At 63.9% G+C, this 26133-nt stretch carries 22 protein-coding genes; 11 read left to right on the top strand and 11 right to left on the bottom strand.

All coding sequences use genetic code 11. The features are described from left to right. The 4 genes from ABVN19_RS21510 (at position 1) to ABVN19_RS21495 (ending at position 4558) form a co-directional block, all read left to right on the top strand. Positions 1–1725, top strand: coding sequence for a putative 2-aminoethylphosphonate ABC transporter permease subunit (locus ABVN19_RS21510; protein WP_105641857.1), 1725 nt, complete (start codon positions 1–3; stop codon positions 1723–1725). Between the two features lie 40 nt (positions 1726–1765). Continuing rightward, a complete protein-coding gene (locus ABVN19_RS21505) occupies positions 1766–2791 on the top strand; it encodes a putative 2-aminoethylphosphonate ABC transporter substrate-binding protein (protein ID WP_028943873.1) in 1026 nt (341 codons plus the stop codon). Between the two features lie 74 nt (positions 2792–2865). Then, on the top strand, positions 2866–3993 hold the full coding sequence (locus ABVN19_RS21500; RefSeq protein WP_105641858.1) for a TIGR03364 family FAD-dependent oxidoreductase: 1128 nt from the start codon (positions 2866–2868) through the stop codon (positions 3991–3993). Between the two features lie 10 nt (positions 3994–4003). After that, positions 4004–4558 (top strand): phosphonate degradation HD-domain oxygenase, encoded by a 555-nt coding sequence (locus ABVN19_RS21495; protein ID WP_028943875.1) that lies wholly within the window; start codon positions 4004–4006, stop codon positions 4556–4558. 128 nt (positions 4559–4686) lie between these two features. Here the strand turns inward: ABVN19_RS21495 and ABVN19_RS21490 are convergent, their stop codons facing one another. Both ABVN19_RS21490 and ABVN19_RS21485 read right to left on the bottom strand, forming a co-directional pair. Next, positions 4687–6051, bottom strand: coding sequence for a GTPase/DUF3482 domain-containing protein (locus ABVN19_RS21490; RefSeq protein ID WP_105641859.1), 1365 nt, complete (start codon positions 6049–6051; stop codon positions 4687–4689). After that, positions 6044–7435, bottom strand: a complete 1392-nt coding sequence (locus tag ABVN19_RS21485; RefSeq protein WP_036989809.1) for a DUF2868 domain-containing protein — start codon at positions 7433–7435, stop codon at positions 6044–6046. Before ABVN19_RS21485 ends, ABVN19_RS21490 begins: the two co-directional genes overlap by 8 nt. A 63-nt stretch (positions 7436–7498) precedes the next feature. On the opposite strand from ABVN19_RS21485, the gene ABVN19_RS21480 reads away from it, so the two are divergent. Next, the gene (locus tag ABVN19_RS21480) at positions 7499–8017 is read left to right on the top strand and encodes a dihydrofolate reductase (protein WP_028943878.1); all 519 of its coding nucleotides are present in this window, start codon (positions 7499–7501) and stop codon (positions 8015–8017) included. 39 nt (positions 8018–8056) lie between these two features. Here ABVN19_RS21480 and ABVN19_RS21475 read toward each other — a convergent pair whose 3' ends face one another. Beyond that, positions 8057–9448 carry an L-cystine transporter gene (locus ABVN19_RS21475; RefSeq protein WP_028943879.1) on the bottom strand — a complete coding sequence of 464 codons (1392 nt, stop codon included), beginning with the start codon at positions 9446–9448 and terminating at the stop codon, positions 8057–8059. A gap of 230 nt (positions 9449–9678) precedes the next feature. Here ABVN19_RS21475 and ABVN19_RS21470 point away from each other — a divergent pair, with 230 nt between their 5' ends. The 3 genes from ABVN19_RS21470 (at position 9679) to ABVN19_RS21460 (ending at position 13721) form a co-directional block, all read left to right on the top strand. Beyond that, entirely contained in the window at positions 9679–10212 is a 534-nt protein-coding gene (locus ABVN19_RS21470; RefSeq protein WP_028943880.1) for a sigma-70 family RNA polymerase sigma factor, read from the top strand. A gap of 29 nt (positions 10213–10241) precedes the next feature. Beyond that, positions 10242–11186 carry a FecR family protein gene (locus ABVN19_RS21465; RefSeq protein WP_028943881.1) on the top strand — a complete coding sequence of 315 codons (945 nt, stop codon included), beginning with the start codon at positions 10242–10244 and terminating at the stop codon, positions 11184–11186. Positions 11187–11315: 129 nt separating this feature from the next. Continuing rightward, a complete protein-coding gene (locus ABVN19_RS21460; protein WP_105641860.1) occupies positions 11316–13721 on the top strand; it encodes a TonB-dependent receptor in 2406 nt (801 codons plus the stop codon). A 159-nt stretch (positions 13722–13880) separates the two neighbouring features. Here the strand turns inward: ABVN19_RS21460 and ilvD are convergent, their stop codons facing one another. Both ilvD and ABVN19_RS21450 read right to left on the bottom strand, forming a co-directional pair. After that, complete coding sequence (ilvD, locus tag ABVN19_RS21455) at positions 13881–15722, bottom strand: dihydroxy-acid dehydratase (protein WP_028943883.1); 1842 nt, start codon at positions 15720–15722, stop codon at positions 13881–13883. A gap of 296 nt (positions 15723–16018) precedes the next feature. Beyond that, complete coding sequence (locus ABVN19_RS21450; RefSeq protein WP_028943884.1) at positions 16019–17215, bottom strand: class I SAM-dependent rRNA methyltransferase; 1197 nt, start codon at positions 17213–17215, stop codon at positions 16019–16021. Between the two features lie 208 nt (positions 17216–17423). Between ABVN19_RS21450 and ABVN19_RS21445 the strand changes: the two genes are divergently transcribed. Both ABVN19_RS21445 and mutM read left to right on the top strand, forming a co-directional pair. Further along, a complete protein-coding gene (locus ABVN19_RS21445; RefSeq protein WP_177431054.1) occupies positions 17424–18236 on the top strand; it encodes an HDOD domain-containing protein in 813 nt (270 codons plus the stop codon). 3 nt (positions 18237–18239) lie between these two features. Beyond that, the gene (mutM, locus tag ABVN19_RS21440) at positions 18240–19052 is read left to right on the top strand and encodes a bifunctional DNA-formamidopyrimidine glycosylase/DNA-(apurinic or apyrimidinic site) lyase (RefSeq protein ID WP_105641862.1); all 813 of its coding nucleotides are present in this window, start codon (positions 18240–18242) and stop codon (positions 19050–19052) included. Positions 19053–19058: 6 nt separating this feature from the next. Here the strand turns inward: mutM and ggt are convergent, their stop codons facing one another. From ggt to ABVN19_RS21410, 6 genes are all read right to left on the bottom strand, one after another. Next, the gene (gene ggt / locus ABVN19_RS21435; RefSeq protein WP_177431050.1) at positions 19059–20747 is read right to left on the bottom strand and encodes a gamma-glutamyltransferase; all 1689 of its coding nucleotides are present in this window, start codon (positions 20745–20747) and stop codon (positions 19059–19061) included. Continuing rightward, positions 20747–20998: a YfhL family 4Fe-4S dicluster ferredoxin gene (locus ABVN19_RS21430; protein WP_010222176.1), complete on the bottom strand. Its 252-nt coding sequence runs from the start codon at positions 20996–20998 to the stop codon at positions 20747–20749. Before ABVN19_RS21430 ends, ggt begins: the two co-directional genes overlap by 1 nt. A 108-nt stretch (positions 20999–21106) precedes the next feature. Continuing rightward, on the bottom strand, positions 21107–21586 hold the full coding sequence (gene coaD / locus ABVN19_RS21425) for a pantetheine-phosphate adenylyltransferase (protein WP_028943888.1): 480 nt from the start codon (positions 21584–21586) through the stop codon (positions 21107–21109). Positions 21587–21698: 112 nt separating this feature from the next. Continuing rightward, positions 21699–23297 (bottom strand): GMC family oxidoreductase, encoded by a 1599-nt coding sequence (locus tag ABVN19_RS21420; RefSeq protein WP_105641863.1) that lies wholly within the window; start codon positions 23295–23297, stop codon positions 21699–21701. A gap of 27 nt (positions 23298–23324) precedes the next feature. After that, positions 23325–23858 carry a hypothetical protein gene (locus ABVN19_RS21415; RefSeq protein ID WP_028943890.1) on the bottom strand — a complete coding sequence of 178 codons (534 nt, stop codon included), beginning with the start codon at positions 23856–23858 and terminating at the stop codon, positions 23325–23327. A gap of 24 nt (positions 23859–23882) precedes the next feature. After that, positions 23883–25316: a coniferyl aldehyde dehydrogenase gene (locus ABVN19_RS21410; RefSeq protein WP_105641864.1), complete on the bottom strand. Its 1434-nt coding sequence runs from the start codon at positions 25314–25316 to the stop codon at positions 23883–23885. A gap of 147 nt (positions 25317–25463) precedes the next feature. On the opposite strand from ABVN19_RS21410, the gene ABVN19_RS21405 reads away from it, so the two are divergent. Next, on the top strand, positions 25464–26129 hold the full coding sequence (locus tag ABVN19_RS21405) for a TetR/AcrR family transcriptional regulator (RefSeq protein ID WP_028943892.1): 666 nt from the start codon (positions 25464–25466) through the stop codon (positions 26127–26129). Positions 26130–26133 lie beyond the last annotated feature (4 nt).

Below are 26133 nucleotides of genomic sequence, written 5' to 3'. Positions count from 1 at the left end.
ATGGCCGCGCCAATGACCATGCTGATCGCGCACGCGAAGGCAGTACAGCGCTCCGGCGCCTCTCTGGGTGATCGACTGTTCGTGGTCGGCGGCAAGTGGTTGCTGCTGCTGTTGCTCACCGTTGCCGTGCTGATGCCGTTGATGGCGATCTTCTGGCGCGGTTTCAGCAGCGATGCCGGGCAGGGCGGTGGCCTGGTGGCCGCGCGTGAACTGTTTGCCAGCGCCAACTTCCACTGGTTGCTGGGCAACAGCCTGAAGGTGTCGCTCAGCGTCGCGGCCATCGTCGTGCCGCTGGCCTATCTGTTCGCCTATGCGCTGCAGCGCACGCTGATCCCCGGCAAGCGTATCTGGCGGGGTATCTCGCTGCTGCCGCTGCTGGCACCGTCGATGCTGCCGGCCATTGCCCTGGTGTACCTGTTCGGCAACCAGGGGCTGCTGCGCAGCCTGCTCAGCGACAATATCTACGGCTTCTGGGGCATTGTCCTGGGCGAAGCCATCTACACCTTTCCCCATGCCTTGATGATCCTGCTCTCGGCGCTGTCGCTGGCCGACGCGCGTCTGTTCGATGCCGCATCGAGCATGGGCGCGGGCCCTTGGCGTGCCTTTCGCAGCATCACTTGGCCGGCCACTCGCCAGGCCGTGTTCGCCGCCTTCTGCCTGGTGTTCACCCTGACCATCACCGACTTCGGCGTGCCGGTTGTCGTGGGCGGCGACTATCAGGTGCTGGCGCTGGAAGCCTACAAGGCGGTGGTCGGCCAGCAGCAGTTCGGTCGCGGTGCCCTGATCGGCATGGTCCTGCTGGTGCCGGCGCTGCTGAGCTTCACTGTCGATGCCTGGCTGCGCCGCCGCCAGGGCGACTCGATGAGTGGCCGTGCCCAGGTGTTCCAGCCGCAGCCGTCGCGTCGTCGCGATGCCTGGTTCCTGGCGGTGGTGGTGATGGTCTGCGCGGTATTGCTGCTGGTAGTGGGCATGGCGGTGTACTCGTCGCTGGTCACCTTCTGGCCCTACAACATGACGTTGTCGCTCAAGCACTACCAGTTTGACGAAACCGCCGGCGGTGGCTGGCTGGCCTACCAGAACAGCCTGACCATGGCCCTGTGCGCGGCGCTGATCGGCAGTGCAGTGATTTTCACCGGCGCCTACCTGATGGAAAAGACCAAGGGCCAGCGCTCGCTGAACCTGGTGCTGCGACTGCTCAGCTTCGTGCCGATGGCGGTACCGGGCTTGGTGTTGGGCCTGGGCTATGTGTTTTTCTTCAACCTGACCAGCAACCCCCTGCATGTGTTCTACGGCAGCATGGCGCTGCTGGTGGTGTGCACCATCGCCCACTACCTGACCACCGCAAACATGACTGCGACCACCGCCCTGCGCCAGCTCGACGGCGAATTCGAGGCCGCCGCGCTGTCACTCAAGGCACCGCTGTACCGACACTTCCTGCGGGTCACCGTACCGATCTGCCTGCCGGCGCTGCTGGACATCGTCCGCTACCTGTTCGTCTCGGCGATGACCACGGTCTCGGCGGCGATCTTCCTCTACAGCCCCGACACCATCCTCGCCGCCGTCGCCGTGTTGAACATGGACGATGCCGGCAACGTCGGCGGCGCGGCGGCCATGTCGACCCTGATCCTGCTCACCAGTGCCACCGTTTCGCTGCTCCTGGCCTGGGCCTCGCGCGGCCTGTTGCAACGCTCCCAAGCCTGGCGCCAGCGCGCGCCGGGCAACTGATTGCCTTACCCAACCCTGTACCGTTCAAAGGAACCGCATCATGTTCAAGCCACTTGCTCTTGCCGCTGCCGTCCTCACTGCGTTCAGCCTGCAGGCCACTGCCGCCGATACCCAGCTGACGGTCTACACCGCGCTCGAAGCCGAACAGCTCAAGAGCTACAAGCAGGCCTTCGAAAAGGCCAACCCGGATATCGAAATCAAGTGGGTGCGTGATTCCACCGGCATCATCACCGCCAAGCTGCTGGCAGAGAAAGACCGTCCGCAGGCCGATGCCGTATGGGGCCTGGCCGCCTCCAGCCTGGCGATCCTCGACCAGCAGGGCATGCTGCAAAGCTACGCACCGAAAGACCTCGACAAGATCGGCGGCAACTACCGCGATGCCGCCAACCCACCAGCCTGGGTCGGCATGGACGTCTGGGCTGCCACCATTTGCTTCAACACCATCGAAGCCGAAAAGCAGGGCCTGACCAAGCCGGTGAGCTGGCAAGACCTGACCAAGCCTGAGTACAAGGGCAAGATCGTCATGCCGAACCCGGCGTCCTCCGGCACCGGCTTCCTGGATGTCAGCGCCTGGTTGCAGACCTTCGGTGAGAAACAGGGCTGGCAGTACATGGACGACCTGCACCAGAACATCGGCCAGTACGTTCACTCCGGCTCCAAGCCGTGCAAGCTGGCGGCCGCCGGTGAGTTCCCGATCGGTATCTCGTTCGAGTACCCGGCCGTGCAGCTCAAGCGCCAGGGCGCGCCGCTGGACATCGTCCTGCCGAAGGAAGGCCTGGGCTGGGAAATCGAAGCCACCGCCGTGCTCAAGGGCAGCAAGCATGAAGCTGCCGCCAAGCGCCTGGCGGACTTCTCGGCGAGCCCGGCGGCGATGGAGCTGTACAAGGAAAACTTCGCTGTACTTGCCCAGCCAGGTATTGCCAAGCCGCAGACCGAACTGCCGGCCGACTACGAGCAGCGCCTGATCAAGAACGACTTCGCCTGGGCTTCGCAGAACCGCGACACCATCCTGGCCGAATGGCGCAAGCGCTATGACGGCAAATCGGAGAAGGTGGCCCAGCAGTAAGTTCGAAACGCGGGGCAAACCCGCTCCTACGGTAGGAGCGGGCTTGCCCCGCGATCATTTCAAAAGGATTTACCATGACCGATCTACTCATCGTCGGCGCTGGCATTCTCGGCCTGTCCCACGCCTATGCCGCTGCCCGCCGTGGCCTCAAGGTGCGGGTGTTCGAGCGTACCGCCACCCCGCTTGGCGCCTCGGTTCGCAACTTCGGCCAGGCCCTAGTCACCGGCCAGCCACCGGGCGAGATGCTCGAACTGGCCAAGGCCAGTCGAGGTATCTGGGCGCACTGGTCGCGCCAGGCTGGCTTCGACGTAAAGAGCAACGGCTCGCTGCTGTTCGCCCGCACCGCCCTTGAGCAGGAACTGCTCGAAGCGTTCTGCACCGAGCGGGCCGTGGAGCATGGCTACAGGGTCGAGTTGCTGTCGGGTGCGGCCCTCAATGACCTGTACGGCGGCCAGTTCCGCCACCACCGCGCGGCATTGCGCGGCCTGGACGACCAGCAGTTGTACTCGCGTGAAGCCCTGCCGACGCTGATCCGCTTCCTGCAAACGGAACTGGATGTGCAGTTCCATTTTTCGACCCTGGTGCGCGGCATCGAGCCTGGTCGCGTCTCGACCACCGCCGGCGATTTCAACGCCCGCCAGATCGTGGTCTGCTCGGGTCACGACTACCAGACCCTGCTCGCCGAACCGATCGCCACACTGCAACCCCGGGTGTGTCGCCTGCAGATGTTGCGCGCCCGTCCGCGCTTCAGGCTGGACCTGCAGCACGCACTGCTGACTGGCCTGAGCTGCGTCCATTACGGCGCCTTCGCCGACCTTCCACAGGCCCAGGCACTCAAGGCGCAATTGCAGACCAATAGCCCGCACCTGATAGAGCACGGCATCCACCTGCTGGTCAGCCCCACGCCCCATGGCGAGCTGATCATCGGCGACTCCCATGCCTATGGTAGCGATGTGTCACCCTTCAATGCCGAGCAGGTCGACAACTGGATGATCGAGCTGGCCGAACACACCCTCGGTGGTCGTATCGAGGTGGTCGAGCGCTGGCAGGGCGTCTATGGTTCTGGCGGCCCTGGGCCGTTTTCGCTAATGCAGGTAGCGCCGGGCGTGAGTGCGGCACTGATGCACAGCGGCGTCGGCATGAGCGTCGGCCCGGCCCTGGCCGAGCGACATATCGCTCGACTACTGAACAAAACCGAATGAGGGGATGACCATGAGACCAGCCGAACAGGTTGTCAGCGAAATCTTCGCCCTGTACCAGCGGCATGGCGATGACGATTACATCGGCGAGCCGGTGTCGCAGCTGGAGCACATGTCCCAGGCGGCCCAACTGGCGCTGGATGAAGGTTTTGATGATGAGGTGGTACTGGCGGCATTCTTCCACGACATCGGCCATATCTGTGGTGGCGCCGAAGGTGACATGGGCGGCTACGGAGTGGTCAGCCATGAACAGGTGGGCGCGAACTACTTGCGGCGCTGCGGCTTCAGTGAGCGCCTGGCGACCCTGGTGCAGTACCACGTCGAGGCCAAGCGTTACCTCACCCTGCGCAAGCCCGGTTATTACGAGCGGCTGAGCGAAGCCAGCCGGCGCACACTTGAATACCAGGGCGGGGTGATGAGCGAAGCACAAGCCGATGCCTTCGAGCGCGATCCGCTGTGCGCAGTGAGCCTGCGGATGCGCGAGTGGGATGAACTGGCCAAGGAAATGAATGTGCCGGTGATTGACCTGGAGGTGCTCAAGACGAAGGCCCTGGGGCTTTTGCATTGAGTGTTCGCGGGGCATTGTAGCCGCTGCCGCCAGGCTGCGATCGGCCGCGAAGCGGTCGCAGAAATTACAAGGCGACTGCTGTGCAGTCGATCGCAGCCTGGCGGCAGCGGCTACCCAGTCAGCAGCGTCTAAAGCTCCAGTACCAATGCGTCGATCTGCTCCTGACGTTCCACCTGGTTCACCTTGGCCCCCGGATTAAGCGACGACCATTGCGGATGCGCCCGTGCCTTGATCAAGGCTTCCGGCAACTTGCCCTCGCGCCAGCTCTGTTCCTGCGGCGCGCTCAATTTGATTCGTTCCACCGCCGCATGCCCGCGGCTGTCCAGCGCCTGGATCAGCTGATGCTGACGCAAGGCCAACAGGCGCAGCACGCTGTCATCCACCGTCAGTTCCCGCTGCCCCTTGAGCTTGCCAAGCAGCCGTGAGCCATAGCTGCGCGCCGTTTGCAGGGCACCGCCGGCAATCGCACCGGCCAGTGCTGCCGCGCCGAGGGTGATGCCACCCACCAGCAGGTCGATGCCCGCACCCGCCGCCGCACCTGCGGCCACACCGCTGCCAAGGCGAACGCCCAAGAGCTTGAGGGTTTCGGGGTTGAACAGGTCGTCGCCCCAGCGTCCGTCGAGCAAGGGCAGCTCGTTGGCGCTGGCGTCGTCCTTGCGAAATGCATAGAGCTTGAGCAACGCCTCGACGCAGCGTTGTTCACGCTGGCGAATGTCATTGCGCAAGGCGTCGATGGCGGCCGCTTCTGCACCAGGTTCGGTGACCACGCTGCGCCGGCACGCGGCGCAATCGAGCAGCAGTTCGGCCACCAGACGCTTGGCACTGAGCTGTCGGGCCAGGCGTTGTGCCTGCTGGTCGTCGATCAGCCGTTGTAACGCCGGGCGAGACTTTTCCAGCATCAGCGCCAGGCTCTCGTAGAGGCGTCGCTCGCCATCTTCCGGCGGGGCGACGCTGTCGAAACGTACCAGGGCATGCAAGCCCAGGCGTGCCAGGGCTTCCCGCCAGTCCGGCTCGCGGTGGTCACTGCTGGCGACGAAGTTGAGCACCGGCAACAGTGGTTTGCCGCAACCGGCGAGCACTTCCAGCTCATCCCGGTATTTGGCCAGTACCGGTTCACGGGCATCGATCACGTACAGGCCGGCGTCGCTGGCCTGCAACTGGCGCAGCACCTTGGCTTCCTGTTCGAAACGCTGGCGCGCCTCGCTGCCCTGGAGAAAACGTTCCAGGCGGGCCGGGCCATCAAGGCGCTCACCCGGCCGCTCCAGGCGTTCCAGATAGTCGAGCAGGGCGATGGCATCTTCCAGGCCGGGGGTGTCGTACAGCTCCAGCAGGGGCTCGCCGTCCACCGACAGGCGTGCGCCTTCGACATGGCGGGTGGTGCTGGGGCGATGGGAGACCTCGCCGAAGCCCACATCGCGGGTGAGGGTGCGCAGCAGGGAAGTTTTGCCGACGTTGGTGTGGCCGACCACGGCCAGCTTCAGAGGCTTAGTCATGGCCATGCTCCAGCCAATTCAAGGGCGCGCTGTCGGCGTATTCCAGCCCAAGCTGTTCCAGCGCCTGGTGCCAGTCGCCCAGGCGGTCGGCGTCCAGTGCCTGGCCGGGCAATGCCTGCAACAACCAGATGCGCGTGGCGCTGGCGTTACGCGCAAGCTCGGCGAGCAGTGCCAGGCTGCCACGATCAGGGGAGCGCCGCGGGTCGCAGGCAATGGCCAGGCGCGCCGGTGGAAAGCGGCTGAGTTGTTCGAGCAGTTTGTTGCGCGACTCGCGGCTGTCGAGGATGCCGGCGTTGCTGACCGATTTCGGCAAGGCCGGTGGCCAGGGGCGCTGGTCGTCCAGTTCCAGGCCCACCAGCAGGGCGCCGTCGCTGTGTGCTTCACCCGCGCTGCGAACAATCTGCGGCAGCGCTTCGGGCGCGGCATCATTGACGCCCAGGCGTTCGCTGCTGGGCATCAGGGCTTCGCGCAACTGGCTGTAGCCGGGCAGTTTGAGGTCCAGCTGCAAGCGCTCACGCCCGCTGCGCCAGCGCCACAGGCACAGGGCAGCTAAGGCCAGGCGCGGGACAATACCGTACAGCAGCAATACCCCGAGCAGCCAGCTTGCCCAGGCCTGGCGAGCCAGTTCCAGGGCCGGCTGGCTGTCGCCACTGGCGCGGATCATATCGACGTCGGGTACGTTGAACCCCAGCAGTGAAGGCAGTGCGCCCAGGGCCTGGGTCAGGCCGACGAAGGTGTTGGCACCGAGGATGGTGGTTTCCCAGACAAAGCCGTAGCGCCGGGTGGCAAGCAGGATCAGCAGCATGACCAGCGCCGTGGCCAGGGCGACCAGCCACAGGCCATGCACCAACAGCCCGAGCAGCCAACGGTTGAGTTTCTGTCGTTGCAGCAGCACCAGCAGGGCGGGGGCCAGGTGCGCGGCCTGGGCATCGCGGGCGAACTTTTCGCTGAGCCACATCCACAGCCGCCCCAGGGTCGCGACCTGTTCGCCGGCGAAGAAAAAGCCCAGTGCCCAGCCCAGCAGCAACAGCAGGTTCAGGCCCAGCAGGCTGCCCAGGGCCCAGAACACATTGATCGGCCGCTGGCTGTCGCCCAGCGCGGCGAGGGCCAGGCCTGCGCCGCTGAATACCGCCAGTACCAGCAACAGTGCCAGCGCCAGGCGGGCGCCCTGTTTCCAGTGTTGCAGGGCGCTGCGCATGCCATCGCGCTCGGCCAGCCACAGGGCGCGCTGCTCGATACGCGTGGGCAGGTCGCCGCCGTGCTGGCGGGCGCGGCGATTGGCTTCCTGGTCTTCCAGCGGGCCTGCATGTTCTTCGCGCAGGCGCACGGCTTCGGTGAGCCAGCGTTTGTCCAGGTCAGTCAGTGCAGTCACACGGTCTTCCATTGAGCAATTGATCCCAAAGCATAACCCAGGCATCGAAGAACGGGCTTTGCTATCCTCGCCGGCATGAAAACATCACTCCCCCTCAGCCTGATCGCGGCACTCGCCGAGAACCGCGTGATCGGCATCGACAACAGCATGCCCTGGCACCTGCCGGGGGATTTCAAGTATTTCAAGGCTACTACCCTGGGCAAGCCGATCATCATGGGCCGCAAGACCTGGGACTCGCTTGGCCGGCCCCTGCCGGGGCGCCTGAACCTGGTGGTCAGCCGTCAGCCGGGGTTGCAGCTCGAAGGTGCCGAGGTGTTCGCGTCGCTGGATGAGGCTATGCTGCGCGCTGAGCAGTGGGCGCTGGCGCAGGGTGTCGATGAGCTGATGCTGATTGGCGGGGCGCAGCTTTATACCCAGGCAATCGAACGCGGTCTTGCAGACCGTCTGTACCTGACGCGGGTCGAGTTGAGCCCGGAAGGGGATGCGTGGTTTCCCGAGTTTGATGCGGCGCAGTGGACGTTGGCGTCGAGTCAGGAGCATCCGGCTGAAGGAGAGAAGCCGGCTTACCATTTTGAGGTGTGGGAGAGGGTTTGATGCATCGCGGGGCACGTCGAGACGTGCCCCGCGATCACATCAGGAGTGCGTCAGTTCCGCGTGCTCCTGAGCCTCCAGCAGGGTCTTGTCGGTCTGCTGCAGCATCTGGCTGGTAATCGCACCGGCCGTCATCGAACCGTTCACATTCAGCGCCGTACGGCCCATGTCGATCAGCGGCTCGACCGAAATCAGCAGGGCCACCAGTTCCACCGGCAAGCCCATGGCTGGCAGCACGATCAGCGCGGCAAAGGTCGCACCGCCACCCACACCGGCAACGCCGGCCGAACTCAGGGTCACGATGGCCACCAGGGTGGCGATCCACAGCGGGTCCAACGGGTTGATGCCCACGGCAGGGGCGACCATCACCGCCAGCATGGCCGGGTACAGGCCGGCGCAACCGTTCTGGCCGATCGTCGCGCCAAACGAGGCGGCGAAGCTTGCGATCGATTGCGGAATGCCCAGGCGGCGGGTTTGCGCCTCGATGCTCAGCGGGATGCTGGCGGCGCTGGAGCGGCTGGTGAAGGCGAATGTCAGCACCGGCCAGACCTTGCGGAAGAAGCGCAGCGGGTTGACGCCGCTGATTGCCAGCAACACGCCATGCACCACGAACATCAGGCCCAGGCCGATGTACGACACCACCACGAAACTGCCGAGCTTGAGGATGTCATCCAGGTTGGAGCTGGCAACGACCTTGGTCATCAACGCCAGCACGCCGTACGGGGTGAGCTTCATCACCAGGCGTACCAGGCGCATCACCCAGGCCTGCAGGGTGTCGATCGCGGCCAGGGCGCGGTTGCCCTTGTCGGCGTCATCCTTGAGCAGTTGCAGGGCGGCAAGGCCAAGGAACACGGCAAAGATCACCACACTGATGATCGAGGTCGGCTTGGCCCGGGCCAGGTCGCCCACCGGGTTGCTGGGGATGAACGACAGCAGCAACTGCGGGATATTCAGGTCGGCGACCTTGCTTACGTAGTCGCTCTGGATGGCCTGCATCCGAGCGGTTTCGGCGGTGCCGGCCACCAGGCCCTCGGCGGTCAGGCCGAACAGGTTGGTCAGGCCGATACCGATCAGCGCGGCAATGGCCGTGGTGAACAGCAGGGTGCCAATGGTCAGGAAGCTGATCTTGCCCAGCGACGAAGCGTTGTGCAGGCGGGCCACGGCGCTGAGGATCGAGGCAAAGATCAGCGGCATGACGATCATCTGCAGCAGTTGCACGTAGCCGTTGCCGACCAGGTCGAGCCAACTGATGGTGGCTTTGAGCACCGGATTGCCAGCGCCGTAGATGGCGTGCAGGGCACCGCCGAAAAGCACACCGAGGATCAGGCCGACCAGGACTTTTTTGGCCAGGCTCCAGTTGCCATGACGGGTTTGCGCCAGGCCCAGCAGCAACGCCAGGAACGCCAGCAGATTGAGAGACAGCGGCAGATTCATTGAAGCTCCAGAGAAAAAGCGGGGGCATCGCCTCTGTGTGCGATTGCGAACGGAAATGCTAACAGCATGAAAACGAACGAATTTATATCGAAATGGAATTTGTTTAGATGTTTTTGGAATAACTGGTCGCGAGACAAGCCAAGTCTTACAGGTAAATGGATATCAATTGCGAATTGATATCATCTTCTGCTAGCGTGCGCTCACTTTGAGACCCTCCGCCAGGAAGTACCGTGTCTTCGTGGAATACGCAGATTGCCCGGTTGTTTGCCGAGCACAAGAAAGCGCTGGAAGCCTTTGTTGCGCGACGTACTGGCAACGCTCAGGTGGCGGCTGACCTGACCCAGGAGTCCTTCCTGCGCCTGGCGCGGCTGCCGGCCGACAAGAAGATCGACAACCTGCCCGCCTTCCTCTTCACCATTGCCAGCAACCTGGTGCGCGACCATCAGCGCCAGGTGATTCGTCGCGAGCGCCTGGACGGCGGTGAGCCGAGTGAAGCGCTGGCCTGCAATGCACCCGGCGCTGAAGAGCAGCTGTGGGTGGAGCAGGAGCAAGCCTTGATGCACCAGGCCATCGAGTCCTTGCCCGAGGCGACCCGGCATATCTTCCTGCTTTATCATGTCGATGAATGCTCCTACCGGGAAATCGGCGAACGGCTGAAAATCTCTCCGCGTAGTGTCGAATACCAATTGCGTCGTGCGCTGATCGACTGCCGGGCCTTTATCAAGGCGCGCCTGCTCAGCGATACGTCGGGGCCGTCTCGATGAACCGGCCACCAGCAGCTACGGATACCCCGATGACCGACCCTTGTGCCACGGATGCCGACGACCTGTTCGCTGAAGCCAGTGGTTGGTACTACCGCCTGCAGGCCGAGGACCTCAGCGCCACTGAGCGCGAGGCCTTTGCCGCCTGGCTGGCCCAGGGCCCTGACCAGGCGCAGGCCTGGGACGAGGTGTTGAACTTGCTGGGGGCATTGCGCGAACCGGCCCGGCAGATCCGCCAGGCCCAGCGCGCGCGCTGGCGCCGGCCACGTGCTCGGGTCTGGGCCAGTGCGGCGGCAGTGCTGCTGATGATGGGCCTGCTGGCCTATAGCCCCTGGCCGGACCGCTGGCGCGCCGACTATGCCACTACCACCGGGGAAACCCGGACCGTCGCCCTGGCCGATGGCTCGCAACTGCAGCTCAACACTGATACCGCCGTGCAGGTTGAGCTAGGCGAGGGCGAGCGGCGGGTGCGCTTGTTGCGCGGCGAAGCCTGGTTCGATGTCAGCCCTGATCCGGCTCGGCCGTTTGTGATTCGGTCCGGCGACGGCTGGGTCAAGGTGGTGGGCACCCGCTTCAGCGTGGCCCGGCAGGGCGACCTGACCCGCGTGCGTGTGGCGCAGGGCAAGGTTCAGGTCAGCGCCGACAACACCCGCTCGGAGCTGTTGGCGCCTGGACGAGGGGTTGAATACAGTGGCGTGAGCCTAGGCACGGTGCATGGTTTTGACGGTGCTGCCGAATTTGCCTGGCGCCAGCGCCAACTGGTGTTCCGACAGCAGCCGCTGGCCGAAGTGGTCGATGAACTCAATCGCTACTGGCCCGGTCGGACCCTGGTGCTTGGCGATGCATTGCGCCAGCGCAAGGTGTCGGGGGTGTTCGAGATCGACAAGCCGCAAGCCGTGCTCAAGGCCTTGACCCACACGCTGGGCCTGCGGGCCGAGCAGTACACCCCGTACGTGCGGGTGCTGCGCGAAGGTTGAAATAAATTAAAAAATTCTCAGGGTTTTCCCCGGGCATGACGTCCTTGAACTCGTAGGCGCAAATAATAAGCACTCTCAGACAGTGCCGCGCCATTCGACGACTTCGACGTTTTTGGGGGAGCACAACCGATGGAAAATACCACCGCCACCCGGCGCCTGCCCGGTCTGCCGACCCTGTTGAGCCTGGCCATTGCCCTGGGCTGCGGTGTGCAGACTGTGCCGGCACTGGCCGCACCCGCCGCGCAGGCTCAGGTCTATCGCTTCGAGATTCCAGCGCAGTCGCTGGACGCAGCGTTGGCGGCCTTCAGCGCAGTCACTCGTGTGCAGGTGCTGGTGGGCGCGGAGGTGACCCAAGGGCTGCACTCGCCTGGGCTCAACGGCAGTTATGCACAAGACCAGGCGCTCGCCCGGTTGCTGGCAGGTACCGGCCTGACGGCGACCTACATTGATGGCGACAGTGTCACCCTGGAAAAACGCCTGGGCGGTGACAAAGCCCTGCAGTTGGGGGCTACCAGCATCACCGGCCAGCAACTGGGCGCCACCACCGAGGGCTCGCACTCCTACACCACGGGCGCGCTGACCATCGGCAAGGGTGAGCAGAAGCTCAAGGACATCCCGCAGTCAGTCTCGGTGGTCACCCGCCAGCGCCTGGATGACCAGAACATGAACAGCCTGCAGGACGCCATGCGCCAGGTCACCGGGGCTACCATCAAGACCTACAACTCCGGCTCCAGCCTCAACGACGTCTATATGCGCGGTTTTCTCGTCGACCAGGTGCAGGTCGACGGTGTTTCCCAGGCCACCGGCCAGGGCGACCTGATGACCAGCTTCGACCTGGCGATGTTCGACCGGGTCGAAGTGTTGCGCGGGCCATCCGGCCTGTACCAGGGTGCGGGTGAACCCGGCGGCACCATCAACCTGGTGCGCAAGCGTGCGCTGGGTCAGTTCGCCTTGAGCGGCGAGCTGTCGGCGGGCTCCTACGATCACTACCATTCGACAGTGGACATCACTGGCCCGCTCAACAGCGATGGCAGCCTGCGCGGGCGCTTCGTCACCGCCTATGAAGACAACAAATCGTTCGTCGACTACGCCCAGAACGAGCGGCCGATGGTCTACGGCCGGCTGGAATACGACGTGACCCCGGACACTACCCTGTCGCTGGGTGGCGCCTACCAGCACAACCATTCGACCCCGGCATTCGGCCTGCCGGCCTATGCCGACGGCAAGTTGCTGGATGTGAAGCGCTCGACCTTTGTCGACGCCAAGTGGAACGAGCTGGACGAGCATGTGTGGGAGAGCTTCTTTGAAGTCGACCATGCCTTGGAAAACGGCGGCCAGTTCAAGACCTCGCTGACCTACCGCGACGCCGAAACCCCGACACGCAACTTTACCTGGGCCGATGGCGCCGTGGACCCCGACACCGGCGCGAGTTCGGCGGTGGCCTACTCCTACTACACCCACATCAAGACCCTGGGCGTGGACAGCTTCGTCACGCTTCCGGTGGAAGCCTTCGGCCGCACCCACGAGTTCACCGCCGGTGCCGAGTACCAGCACCTGGACAAGGACTTCACCTACGGCGGCGGCGAGTACTTCGACATCAACGTGTTCGACCCCGGCAGCATCAATATCCCCAAGCAGAAATTCGAGATGGACAATGGCAACTGGTCGAAATCGCACCAGTACGGCCTTTATGCCCGCACCAAGATCAGCGCCACCGATTGGCTGGACGTGATCCTCGGCAGCCGGGTGACCTGGTTCGAGAGCGAGGCGCACAACGCCAACGCCTTCTTCAATAACTTCACCACCACTGACACCAGCATCAACCGCAAGGTCATCCCTTATGCGGCGCTGGTCGCCAAGCTGACGCCGGAGTTGTCGGCCTACGCCAGCTACACCAGCGTGTTCAAGCCACAGACCGAAGTTGACGCCGATGGCGAGACCATCGACCCGCGCAAGGGCAAGCAGTATGAGCTGGGCCTCAAGCGCGAGTTCTATGAAGGTCGCCTCAATGGCAGCGTGGCGCTGTTCCGTATCTACGACGAGAACCGCGCCGAGCTGGTGAACAATGCGCAGTACAACGAACCGCAAGGCAAGATCCGCAGCCAGGGCTGGGAAACCGAGCTCAGCGGCAACCTCACGGACAACTGGAGTATCACCACCGGGTACGCCTTCACCATGCTCAAGTCGATGAGCGGCGAAGACACCAATCAGGGCACGACCATTACCCCCAAGCACAACTTCAACCTGTGGACGCGCTACGAGTTTGCCGGTGGGCCGCTGAAGAACTTCAGCGTCGGGGGCGGAGTACGGGCGGTGAGTGCCACTTATTACAAGCGTGACGTGGATTTCGTGCAGGGTGGCTACAGCATTGCCACGGCCCAGATGGGGTATGCGTTCAACAAACACTTGTCGGCGACACTGACGGCCAACAACCTGTTTGACCGCACCTACTATGAGCGGGTGGACAGCGCCTGGGGGTCGAACTTCTATGGTGAGCCGCGCAACCTGACGTTTACGCTGCGTGCCAAGTATTGAGGCTTTTCTAACGGTCTTGCACACAATCACGACCGCCGTGCGGTCGATCGCAGGCGGTCGCCAGCGGCTACAGGGGCGCTACCCAAGTGGATCGGCGCCACCATGCCTTCGAACAAAAAACCGGCGCACAAGGCGCCGGTTTTTTAGTGCCAGGATGGTTTACAGGCCATCGAGCAACGCTTTGTTGCGCACCGCACCCTTGTCGGCGCTGGTGGCCAGCAAGGCGTAGGCCTTGAGCGCGGTGGTCACTTTGCGTGGGCGCGACTCGACCGGCTTCCAGCCTTTCTTGTCCTGCTCGACGCGGCGCGCCGCCAGCTCTTCGTCGCTGACCAACAGGTTGATCGAACGGTTGGGGATGTCGATCAGCACTTTGTCGCCGTCCTGCACCAGGCCGATGGCGCCACCGGCAGCGGCTTCTGGCGAAGCGTGGCCGATGGACAGGCCCGAGGTGCCGCCAGAGAAGCGACCGTCGGTGAGCAGGGCGCAGGCTTTGCCCAGGCCCTTGGACTTGAGGTACGACGTCGGGTAGAGCATCTCTTGCATGCCCGGGCCGCCTTTCGGACCCTCGTAGCGGATGATGACGATGTCGCCAGCCTTGACTTCGTCGGCGAGGATGCCGCGCACGGCGCTGTCCTGGCTTTCGAAGATCTTGGCGTTGCCTTCGAACACATGGATCGACTCATCGACGCCGGCGGTTTTCACCACGCAGCCGTCCAGGGCGATGTTGCCGTACAGCACGGCCAGGCCGCCCTCTTGCGAGTAGGCATGCTCGACACTGCGGATGCAGCCGTTTTCACGGTCGTCATCCAGCGTTTCCCAGCGGGTCGACTGGCTGAAGGCGGTCTGGGTCGGGATACCGGCCGGGCCTGCCTTGAAGAAGTGGTGCACCGCTGCGTCGTCGGTCTGGGTGATGTCCCACTTGGCGATGGCTTCTTCCATGCTCGGGCTGTGCACGGTCGGCAGGTCGGTGTGCAGCAGGCCGCCACGGGCCAGCGAGCCGAGGATGCTGAAGATGCCGCCAGCGCGGTGGACGTCTTCCATGTGGTACTTCTGGATGTTCGGCGCGACTTTGCACAGCTGCGGCACCTTGCGCGACAGGCGATCGATATCGCGCAGGTCGAAGTCGATCTCGGCTTCCTGGGCCGCGGCCAGCAGGTGCAGGATGGTGTTGGTCGAGCCGCCCATGGCGATGTCGAGCATCATGGCGTTCTCGAACGCCTTGAAGTTGGCAATGTTGCGCGGCAACACGCTCTGGTCGTTCTCGCCGTAGAAGCGCTTGCACAGTTCGACGATTGTGCGGCCGGCCTGAAGGAACAGCTGCTCGCGGTCGCTGTGGGTGGCCAGGGTCGAACCGTTGCCCGGTAGGGCCAGGCCCAGGGCTTCGGTCAGGCAGTTCATCGAGTTGGCGGTGAACATGCCGGAGCACGAACCACAGGTCGGGCAGGCACTGCGCTCGTACTCGGCGACTTTTTCGTCGCTGGCAGTGGAGTCGGCGGCGATGACCATGGCGTCGACCAGGTCCAGGCCGTGGCTGGCCAGCTTGGTCTTGCCGGCTTCCATCGGGCCGCCGGAGACGAAGATCACCGGAATGTTCAGGCGCAGGGCGGCCATCAGCATGCCGGGGGTGATCTTGTCGCAGTTGGAGATGCAGACAATGGCGTCGGCGCAGTGGGCGTTGACCATGTACTCGACCGAGTCGGCGATGATCTCGCGGCTTGGCAGCGAGTAGAGCATGCCATCGTGGCCCATGGCGATGCCGTCATCGACCGCGATGGTGTTGAACTCCTTCGCCACGCCACCGGCGCGTTCGATCTCGCGGGCAACCAGCTGGCCCAGGTCCTTCAGGTGTACATGGCCCGGGACGAACTGGGTGAACGAGTTGGCGATGGCGATGATCGGCTTCTTGAAATCTTCGTCTTTCATCCCGGTGGCGCGCCACAGGGCGCGTGCGCCGGCCATGTTGCGACCGTGGGTGGACGTTTTAGAGCGGTAATCAGGCATGAAGCACTCCTGGCGGCTAATCAGGTAACAAAAAGGGGAAGTGAGCTTCTCTTGTCCTTTGCACCGAAGGCAGGTGGCCGCTGGTACGGATGAAGCCGATGACGCCGCGGGATCGCCGTGCGCTCGGCCAGAGCTCATAAACCCGCCGGGATACTGGCGATGAATAGCCCGATTCTACACCGCTGGGGGCTTCTGGGAATGGCGTTGTGGATGGTCGGCCGCTTTATTCGGCGCGGTTGTCGAGCGCAGGGTAAACCCGATCCTGTCCGGTAGGAGCGGGTTTGCCCTGCGAATGCTTAGCTGTTGGGCAGCAAGCGGCAGGTAATGCTCTTGATGTAGCGGGTTTCCGGGATCGCCGGGTGAACCGGGTGATCGGGGCCCTGGCCACCGCGTTCGAGCAGCTGGATGTTGCGATCCAGGTGACGGGCGCTGGTCAGGAGGATGTTCTGCAGGTCGTCTTCGGGCAGGTGCATCGAGCACGATGCGCTGACCAGGATGCCGTCCTTGGTCAGCAGGCGCATGGCCTGCTCGTTCAGGCGGCGGTAGGCGCCTTCACCGTTCTTCAGGTCTTTCTTGCGCTTGATGAAGGCGGGCGGGTCGGCAACGATCACGTCGAAGCGTTCTTCGGAGGCCTTGAGCTCTTTCAGGGCTTCGAACACATCGCCTTCGATGCACGTGAGCTTCTCGGCAAAGCCGTTGAGCCCGGCGTTGCGCTCGACACCATCGAGGGCAAAGCCGGAGGCATCGACGCAGAACACTTCACTGGCGCCAAAGGCACCGGCCTGCACGCCCCAGCCGCCGATGTAGCTGAACAGGTCCAGCACGCGCTTGCCCTTGACGTACGGTGCCAGGCGCGCGCGGTTCATGCGGTGGTCATAGAACCAGCCGGTCTTCTGGCCTTCCATGACCGGCGCTTCGAACTTGACGCCGTTCTCTTCCAGGGCGACCCACTCCGGCACCAGGCCGAACACGGTTTCGACGTAGCGGTTCAGGCCTTCGGCATCACGGGCGGCCGAGTCGTTCTTGAACAGGATGCCGGTTGGCTTGAGCACCTGGACCAGGGCGGCGATCACGTCGTCCTTGTGTTGTTCCATGGTGGCCGAGGCCAGTTGCACCACCAGGATGTCGCCGAAACGGTCGACCACCAGGCCCGGCAGCAGGTCGGAGTCGCCGTACACCAGGCGGTAGAACGGCTTGTCGAACAGTCGCTCGCGCAGCGACAGGGCAACGTTGATGCGGTGTACCAGCAGCGACTTGTCCAGGGCCAGCTTGCTGTCGCGCGACAGCAGGCGTGCGCAGATCAGGTTGTTCGGGCTCATGGCGACGATGCCCAGGGCCTTGCCGCCGGCGGTTTCGAGGATCGCCTGGTCACCGGCCTTGAAGCCATGCAGCGGGGTCGCGGCGACGTCGATTTCGTTGCTGTAGACCCACAGGTGGCCGGCGCGCAGGCGGCGGTCGGCATTGGCTTTGAGACGAAGGCTGGGCAGGGACATGACGTCGCTCCGGGAAAAAAGAGCGGGATTATAACCCGATGCCCGTCATACAGATTCGTTGTGGCGACAAATAGCAGGCCGTCGCGCGCCTTTCGCTTGCCCACCGGGCGAGGCGATCGGGTTAGAATCGCGCCTCAGCCCCGAGTGTGTACCTATGTCCCAGGAACTTTCCGCCGAACAGATCCAGCAAGCCCTGCAAGGTATCAGCGTGCCGCCGCAACCGCAGATCATGGTTGACCTGCAGTTCGAGCAATACATGCCCGATCCCGACTTGGAGGTGATCGCCAAACTGATCTCCCAGGACCCTGGCCTGTCCGGCGCTTTGCTCAAACTGGTCAATTCGCCCTACTACGGTTTGAGCAACAAGATCGCCTCGATCCAGCGCGCGGTGAACCTGCTGGGCAGCCGCTCGATCATCAACCTGATCAACGCCCAGTCGATCAAGGGCGAGATGAGCGACGAGACCATCGTCACCCTCAACCGTTTCTGGGATACCGCCCAGGACGTGGCCATGACCTGCATGACCCTGGCCAAGCGCATCGGCTCGCAGGCCGTGGATGAAGCCTATGCCCTGGGCCTGTTCCACGACTGCGGCGTGCCGCTGATGCTCAAGCGTTTCCCCGACTACATGAGCGTGCTCGAAGACGCCTATGCCAGCGCCGGCCCCAACCAGCGGGTGGTCGACACCGAGAACCATGTGTTCAACACCAACCATGCCGTGGTCGGCTACTACACTGCCAAGTCCTGGCGCCTGCCAGAGCACCTGAGCAACGCCATCGCCAATCACCACAACGCCCTGGCGGTGTTCAGCGATGACTCAGCGCGCAACAGCCAGCTCAAGAACCTGCTGGCGATCCTGAAGATGTCCGAGCACATCTGCGCGTCGTACCGGGTGCTGGGCAATCAGCACGTGGACCACGAATGGAATACCGTCGGGCCGCTGGTGCTCGACTATATCGGGTTGTCGGAGTACGACTTCGAGAACCTCAAGCAGACTATCCGCGAGCTGGGCGGTCACTGATTCATGCCGGAACTACCTGAAGTCGAAACGACCCGGCGCGGGATCGCGCCTTACCTGGAAGGCCAGCGGGTCAGCCGGGTGATTGTGCGCGACCGCCGTTTGCGCTGGCCAATCCCTGAGGACCTGGACATCCGCTTGTCCGGGCAGCGTTTCGTCAAGGTGGAGCGGCGGGCCAAATACCTGCTGCTGAACGCCGAGGTCGGCACGCTCATCAGCCACTTGGGCATGTCCGGCAATCTGCGCCTGGTCGAGATCGGCCTGCCGGCCGCCAAGCACGAGCATGTGGATATCGAGCTGGAGTCGGGGCTGGCCCTGCGCTACACCGACCCGCGTCGGTTCGGTGCGATGCTCTGGAGCCTGGACCCGCTCAATCACGAGCTGCTGATCAGGCTGGGGCCGGAGCCGCTGACCGACCTGTTCGATGGCGAGCGCCTGTTCCAGCTGTCGCGCGGCAAGCATATGGCGGTCAAGCCGTTCATCATGGACAACACGGTGGTGGTCGGGGTGGGCAATATCTACGCGACGGAGGCGTTGTTCGCCGCCGGCATCGACCCGCGCCGCGAGGCGGGGAGCATTTCGCGGGCGCGCTACCTGAAGCTTGCGATCGAGATCAAACGCATCCTGGCCTGCGCCATCGAGCGCGGCGGCACCACCTTGCGCGACTTTATCGGCGGCGACGGCCAGCCGGGCTACTTCCAGCAGGAGCTGTTCGTGTACGGGCGGGGCGAGGAGCCTTGCAAGGTCTGCGGTAGCATTTTGCGTGAGGTCAAGCTGGGCCAGCGCGCCAGCGTCTACTGCCCGCGCTGCCAGAAGTGAACGTGCTCAGCGTGGGCTGAGCACTGCCGATTCACCCACGCCGCGCGGATCGCTCGCGGCTTCCAGGGTGTTGACGGCCTTGTTCCAATACAGCACCTGTTGATTGCCGTAGGTCCGCCCCAGGTCCTTGAGCGTGTAGCCGCGTGCCTGCAGTTCGCGTTGCTGCGCGGGGCTGAAGGTGCCGGGCTCATGCTCGACCACATCCGGCAGGTACTGATGGTGATAGCGCGGCACCGCTGGCCAGTTGGCAATCGGCTTGCCTTCCAGGAAACCCATCATCGACAGCAGCACCATGCTCGGGATCCGGCTACCGCCCGGTGTGCCGAAGGCGGCGAACTGGGTCGGGCTTTCGATAAAGCTTGGGCTCATGCTCGATAGCGGGCGCTTGCCGGCCGCCACCGCGTTGGCCTGGCTGCCCGCCAGCCCGTAGCTGTTGCTACCGCGGGGATCGGCGGCAAAATCGTCCATTTCGTTGTTCAGCACCACGCCGGTGCCAGGTGCGCTGAAAGCGGCGCCGAAAGGCAGGTTGACCGACAGCGTCGCGGCCACGGCATTGCCGTTGGCATCGATCACCGCGAAGTGGGTGGTGTGGTCGCCTTCACGCCAGGCGGGGGCCGGTGGCAGGCGGCTGCTCGGCGTGGCCTGGTATGCCTCGATGCTATCGGCAAGGCCGGTGAGGTAAGGACGAGCGAGCAACTGCGTGACAGGGTTGGCGACGTAATCCGGGTCACCCAGCAGGCCGCGGTCGCGGTAGGCCCGGCGCAGTACCTCCAGCACGTAATGGCTGCGTTGCACTGGCTCTGCACTTTGCCACGGCAGGCGCTGGAGCATGGCCAGGCTCTGGGCCAGGGCGATGCCACCGGCCGAGGGTGGCGGGGCGCTGATCAGTTCGCGCTGGTCGGCCAATGGGTAGCGCAGTGGTTCACGTGTGGCTGTGCGGTAGTTGGCCAGGTCGTCCAGGCTCCAGATCCCGCCTGCCGCTTGCACGCCGTTGACCATGGCCTGGGCGGTAGCGCCGGCATAGAAGCCGTCGCGGCCCTGGTTGGCCAAGCGTTCGAGGGTGACGGCCAGCTCCGGTTGGCGGATCTGCGCGCCCAGGCCGGGCACTTCGCCTTGCTGGAGGAACAGGCGGGCGCTTTCCGGGTCGTCGCGCAGGGCGCTCAAGCGCATGGTGGCCCGGTCGCGGTAGACGCGGTCGACGGCAAAGCCCTGGTTGGCCAGGCGGATGGCCGGGGCCAGGGTACTTTTGAGCGGTAGCTTGCCGTAGTGCGCGGCCAGGTCTGCCAGTGCCGCCGGCAGGCCCGGGATGGCCGCGGCCAGCGGGCCATTGATCGACAGCCCCGGCTGGACCTTGCCGTCCTTGAGGTACATGGCCTCGCTGGCCTTGCCGGGGGCTCGCTCTCGGGCATCGATAAAGGCGTAGCGCGCGGGGTTGCCTGCCTCGCGCAGGAGGAAGAAACCGCCGCCGCCCAACCCCGAACCATAGGGCTCGACCACTGCCAGCGCAGCACTGACGGCAATCGCCGCGTCGAAGGCGTTACCGCCTTGCTCGAGGATTTCCCGCGCGGCCGCCGTGGCCTGGGCATGCGGGCTGGCAATCGCCGCCTGGCCCGGCCCTTGCGCCTGGGCGCACGCCGCCCCTAGCGCGAACAGCGCGCCAAGGATCAGGGGGGGAAAGCGGGCGACGAACGGCATCACGCCTTGCCGGTGATTCGGCGGTATTTTTCCATCAGTTGCTCTTCGGTCTCCGGGTGGGCTTCATCCAGGGGGATGCAGTCAACCGGGCAGACTTGCTGGCATTGAGGCTCGTCGTAGTGGCCCACGCACTGGGTACACAGGTTCGGGTCGATCACGTAGATCTCTTCGCCCTGGGAAATAGCGGCGTTCGGGCACTCGGGTTCGCAGACGTCGCAGTTGATGCAATCGTCGGTGATGATCAGGGACATGGGGACTCCGGCCAGGGCTCAGAACCCTGGCATTTGAAAACCAATGGGCACAATTGTGCCGCATTAGCGCCCGTAGTGCACGCGGGCGCGGTCGTCAAATCACCGATGTCACTTCTTGAAGCGTTCGGTCAGGGCGTCGGCCACGATGGGATGGACGAACTTGGTGATGTCGCCACCGAGCGCCGCAATTTCCCGGACCAGGGTCGAGGAAATGAACGAGTAGCGCTCGGAGGGGGTCAGGAACAGGCTCTCGACATCGGGTGCGAGCTGGCGGTTCATGTTCGCCAGCTGGAACTCGTACTCGAAGTCCGAAACCGCCCGCAGGCCACGCAGGAATACATTGGCCTGCTGTTCCTTGGCGAAATGCGCCAATAAGCTGGAGAAGCCGATGACTTCGACATTGGGCAGGTGCTTGGTGACCTCACGAGCCAGTTCCACCCGTTGTTCCAGCGGGAACAGCGGGTTTTTCTTCGGGCTGGCAGCGACCGCAATGATCACTTGGTCGAACAGCCGCGAGGCACGCTCGACCAGATCGCCATGGCCCTTGGTAATAGGGTCGAAAGTACCTGGGTACAACACTCGGTTCATCGCGTCGTCCTGGCAGGAGTGCGTTGGGGAGTCGGATGGTATCGCAGCAGTGGCAGTCGGCCAAGTCGCCTGCGCACGCTGAAGGCACTATAGACAGTGTGTTGATTTGTTGTCATCTGCTGGCAGCCAGGCGCTCGATCAGGGCATCGGTGAGCCGGGCGGTGAGGCCATACACCGACAGTTGCGGGTTGGCGCCGATGCTGGTGGGGAACAACGAGCCGTCGTGAACCGACAGGTTGGCCAGCTGATGATGCCGTCCGAGGCTGTCGCAGACCGCTCGGCGCGGGTCTTCGCCCATGGTGCAACCGCCCATGACGTGGGCGCTGCCAAGGCGGGTGCGAAACAGCTCAAGGCTCAGGTTGTCGATCATTTGCCGGACTTCGGCCAGGGTATTCACGTAACGACCGTCACTGTGCATTGGCAGTACCGCCTCGGCCCCGGCGGCGAACTGGATCTCGGCCATGGTGTGGAAAGCGCGGCGTATGCCTTCCCACAGGTAGGGGGACACGGGGTAGTCGAGCACTGGCGTGCCGTCACCGCGCAACTGCACTTCGCCACCGACGCTTTCGGGGTGGAAACCGTCGCGCAGCAGGGCGAGCATGACGTGAGTGTTGGGCAGTTGCTCCATGCGCAGCGCATTGTCGTGGCCAAAACCACCGAGCAGGGTGGCGGCCAGCGCAGGCTGCAGCGGTGGCACTTCGAGTTTGTAGCCGACCGGGCCGGCGACGCCGTCGCGCCACTGGAAGTGATCGGAATAGATCGACTGCGGTGCACCGTAGAAGGGGTTGACCTTGTCCTTGAACAGGCCGGCGCTGAAGTTGACCAAGTGCAGAAACGTGCGCTTACCCAGGCGCTCATGCGGGTCGGGGGCATCCGAGCGCAGCAGTAGCGCCGGGCTGTTGATACCGCCGCCGGCGAGAATGTAATGCCGTGCCTTGACGTGGATCTGGCGCCCGGTGGGGTTCACGCAGCGCTCGTCCATGGCTACGCATTGCAGGCTGCTGATGCGCTCGCCATCGTGGACCAGACGTTCGGCGCGAGCCAGGTAGAGCAGCTCGCCGCCCTTCTCCAGGGTGGCCGGAATGGTGGTCACCAGCATGGACTGCTTGGCGTTGACCGGGCAACCCATGCCGCAGTAGCCCAGGTTCCAGCAGCCGCGCACGTTGCGCGGAATCACCTTCCAGCTGTAGTTCAGGGCCTCGCAGCCGCGCCGCAGTGCCTCGTTGTTGGCATTGGGCGGCATGGCCCAGGGCGCGATGCCCAGGCGCTGCTCCATGCGCTCGAAATAAGGCGTCAGTTCTGCGCTGCTCAAGCCTTTGACGTCATGCTCGCGGGCCCAGTGCTGCAGGGTCGGCTCGGGGGTGCGAAAGCTCGAGGTCCAGTTGATCAGCGTGGTGCCGCCCACGGCGCGGCCTTGCAGGATGGTAATGGCGCCATCCTTGCTCATGCGGCCAATGCCTTCCTGATAGAGGCTGGCATAGGCCTGGTCTTCGAGCAGGTGGAAGTCGCTGCTGGTCTTGAGCGGGCCTTCTTCGATCAACAATACCTTGAAGCCGGCGGCACTGAGCAGCTCGGCGCTGGTGGCGCCGCCGGCACCGCTGCCGATAATGGCGACATCGGCTTCCAGGGTCAGGTCGTGGTCCAGGCGCGAGGCGTCACGGGTTTTCCAGCCGCGGGCAAGGCCTTCGCGAAACAGGTCGAGTACGGGCATCTTCAGCCTCTTGTCGTTATGGGGGGGTCAGACCTTGGGTGGGCCTGGGTAGCCGCAGTGCGCCCAGGATTCAGGCATCTCGTACCAGGCCATCTGCAACAGTTGCAGCAGCGAGGCATGGCCCATGCGCAGCAGGTTCAGCGAGCTGTTTTCCCAGCGCCGCAGGAAGGCCACGATCTGCTCGCTGCTGGCGTTTTCCCAACTGCCCCAGATGCCAGTCAATGGTCCGCGCGTCACTGGCAGGGCCAGCACATCGAGCAACTGCAGGGTCAGCTTGAGCATCGCCGGGGACAGGCTCGCGAGCTTGGTGTCCAGGCGATGCAGCAGCGCTTCGCGAGTGTCGGGGGCAGCGGTGCCAGCGAGGATCACCGGGATCACGGCGTATAAAATGGGCAGGTCGCCCTGGCGCAGGGTGATGAAACCGCTGGCGGGCGCCTGTGCCGAACAACCGCTGAGGCTGGCGCCCAGCCCGGCGGTGGCCAGAAAGGCCGTGGCGCCGAGGCTGAACTTGAGCAGGCCGCGACGGCTCAGGGTGGGTGATGCGGGCAGGCTTGTGGTCATTGTTGTTGTGCCTGTTGGGTGTTGTTAGCGAATGAACAGTTTGTACACCAGCTTGATCAACGACTTGCCGTAGGGCGGGTAGATGAGCCGGGCGGCATTGAAGCGCTGCTTGGCGAAGACCGCCTTGGCCTTGCTGAAGGTCAGGAAGCCCTCATGGCCGTGGTAGTGACCCATGCCCGAAGGGCCGACGCCGCCGAAGGGCAGGTCATCCTGGGCCACGTGCAGCAAAGTGTCGTTGAGGCAGGCACCGCCGGAATGGGTGTTATCGAGCACTTTCTGTTGCTCGGCGCGGTCGTAGCCGAAGTAATAGAGCGCCAGCGGGCGCGGGCGCTGGTTGATGTACTGCAGCGCCTCATCGAGGTTGTCGTAGGGCACCAGCGGCAGCAGCGGCCCGAAGATCTCATCTTGCATCACACGCATGTCGTCGCTGACTTGCAGCAACAGGTGAGGCGGCAAACGGCGGCCCTGGCGGGGTTCCTGGGGGTACAGGTCGACGATTTTTGCGCCCTTGTCGCGGGCATCGCTCAGGTAGCTGTCCAGGCGCGCCAGATGGCGTGGGTTGATGATCGCGCTGTAGTCCGGGTTGTCGGCCACGGTCGGGTAAAAGCGGTGGACGACACTGCGATAAGCGCTGGCAAAGTCATCCAGGCGTTCGCGTGGCACCAGCACGTAGTCCGGGGCCACACAGGTCTGTCCGGCGTTTAGGGTCTTGCCGAAGGCGATGCGTTCGGCGGCGTCTTTCAGGGGCACGGTAGCCGAAACGATGGCCGGGGATTTACCGCCCAGCTCCAGGGTGACCGGGGTCAGGTTCTGCGCCGCTGCCAGCATCACATGGCGACCGATGCTGGTCGCGCCGGTGAACAAAAGGTGGTCGAAGGGCAGGCGTGAAAAGGCTTCGCCGACTTCCGCCTCGCCCAGCACGACGCTGACCAGGTCCGTGGGGAAGATCGATTCCAGCAGCTGCTTGAGCAGCAGACCGGTCGCTGGCGTGGCTTCGCTGAGCTTGAGCATGACCCGGTTGCCTGCGGCCAGGGCGCCGGTCAGCGGCCCGATGGCGAGGAACAGCGGGTAGTTCCACGGCACGATGATCCCGACCACACCCAGTGGTTGGTACAGCACCTTGGCGCTGGCGGGCTGGAAGGCCAGGCCGACCTTGCGCGGCGAGTCTTTCATCCATTGCTTGGTGTGGCGCTCGGCATGGTGCAGCCCCTGGATGCTCGGCATCAACTCGGCCAGCCGGGTTTCGTCGGCGCTGCGGCCGCTGAAGTCTTCGCTGATGGCCTGGATCAGGGCGTCCTGTTGGCTGAGCAGCAATTGGCGCAAGCTCTTGAGCCATTGTCGGCGCTGGGCCAGTGGCGGCATGGGGTTGCCGGCAAACGCCTGGCGTTGGGCGCTGAACTGCGCGGTGAGTTCTTCAAGGGCGGTCGAAGGCAAAAGACGAGCAGCATTGGCGGTCATGCGAAACTCCACGGCAGCGTTTTTTCTAGAGCTTATACTCTAATCTGATTCTTTTGCGACCCCTTTTTGACGACAGGCAGGTACATCCGCATCGGGATAAACCGTAAGATGGACCCATTCATTCACGCCCGGTATCTGGAACTGATCATGGCCCCGCGCATCAAGACCCGCGAGCGCATCGTGCAAAACAGCCTGGAGCTGTTCAACCAGCAAGGCGAACGCAGTGTCAGTACCAACCACATTGCCGCTCACATGGAGATTTCCCCGGGCAACCTCTACTACCACTTCGCCAACAAGCAGGAAATCATTGCCGTGCTCTTCACCCAGTATGAAGAGCTGGTGGAGAGCTTCCTGCGCCCGCCCCAGGGGCGGCCTTCGACGGTCGATGACAAGCGCTTCTACCTCAAGGAGTTGCTGGCGGCGATGTGGAACTACCGATTTCTGCACCGTGACCTCGAACACTTGCTCGACAGCGACAAGGAGCTGGCAGCCCGCTACCGGCGTTTCTCCCAGCGTTGCCTGATCCAGGGGCAAGCCATCTATCGCGGTTTTGTCGAAGCTGAAATCGTCCAGATGGACGCCGTGCAGATCGAGTCGCTGACCCTCAACGCCTGGATCGTGCTGACCTCCTGGGTGCGGTTTTTGTGTACCACCCGGGAGAATTCGACCCACCTGAGCGAGGACGCCTTCAAGCGCGGGATCTATCAGGTGTTGGTACTCGAGCTCGGTTTTGTCACCGCCAAGGCCCGTCCGGCGGTGGATGCGTTGTGCCAGGAATTCTACGTTTCGCTCAATCAGGCACTGGAGCAATAAAGCC

The sequence above is a fragment of the Pseudomonas vranovensis genome (genome assembly GCF_040438935.1).
In the GTDB taxonomy this organism is placed as follows: domain Bacteria; phylum Pseudomonadota; class Gammaproteobacteria; order Pseudomonadales; family Pseudomonadaceae; genus Aquipseudomonas; species Aquipseudomonas vranovensis.
The sequence above is the reverse complement of the archived record's forward strand: the minus strand, read 5'-3'. Positions and strand labels throughout refer to the sequence as shown.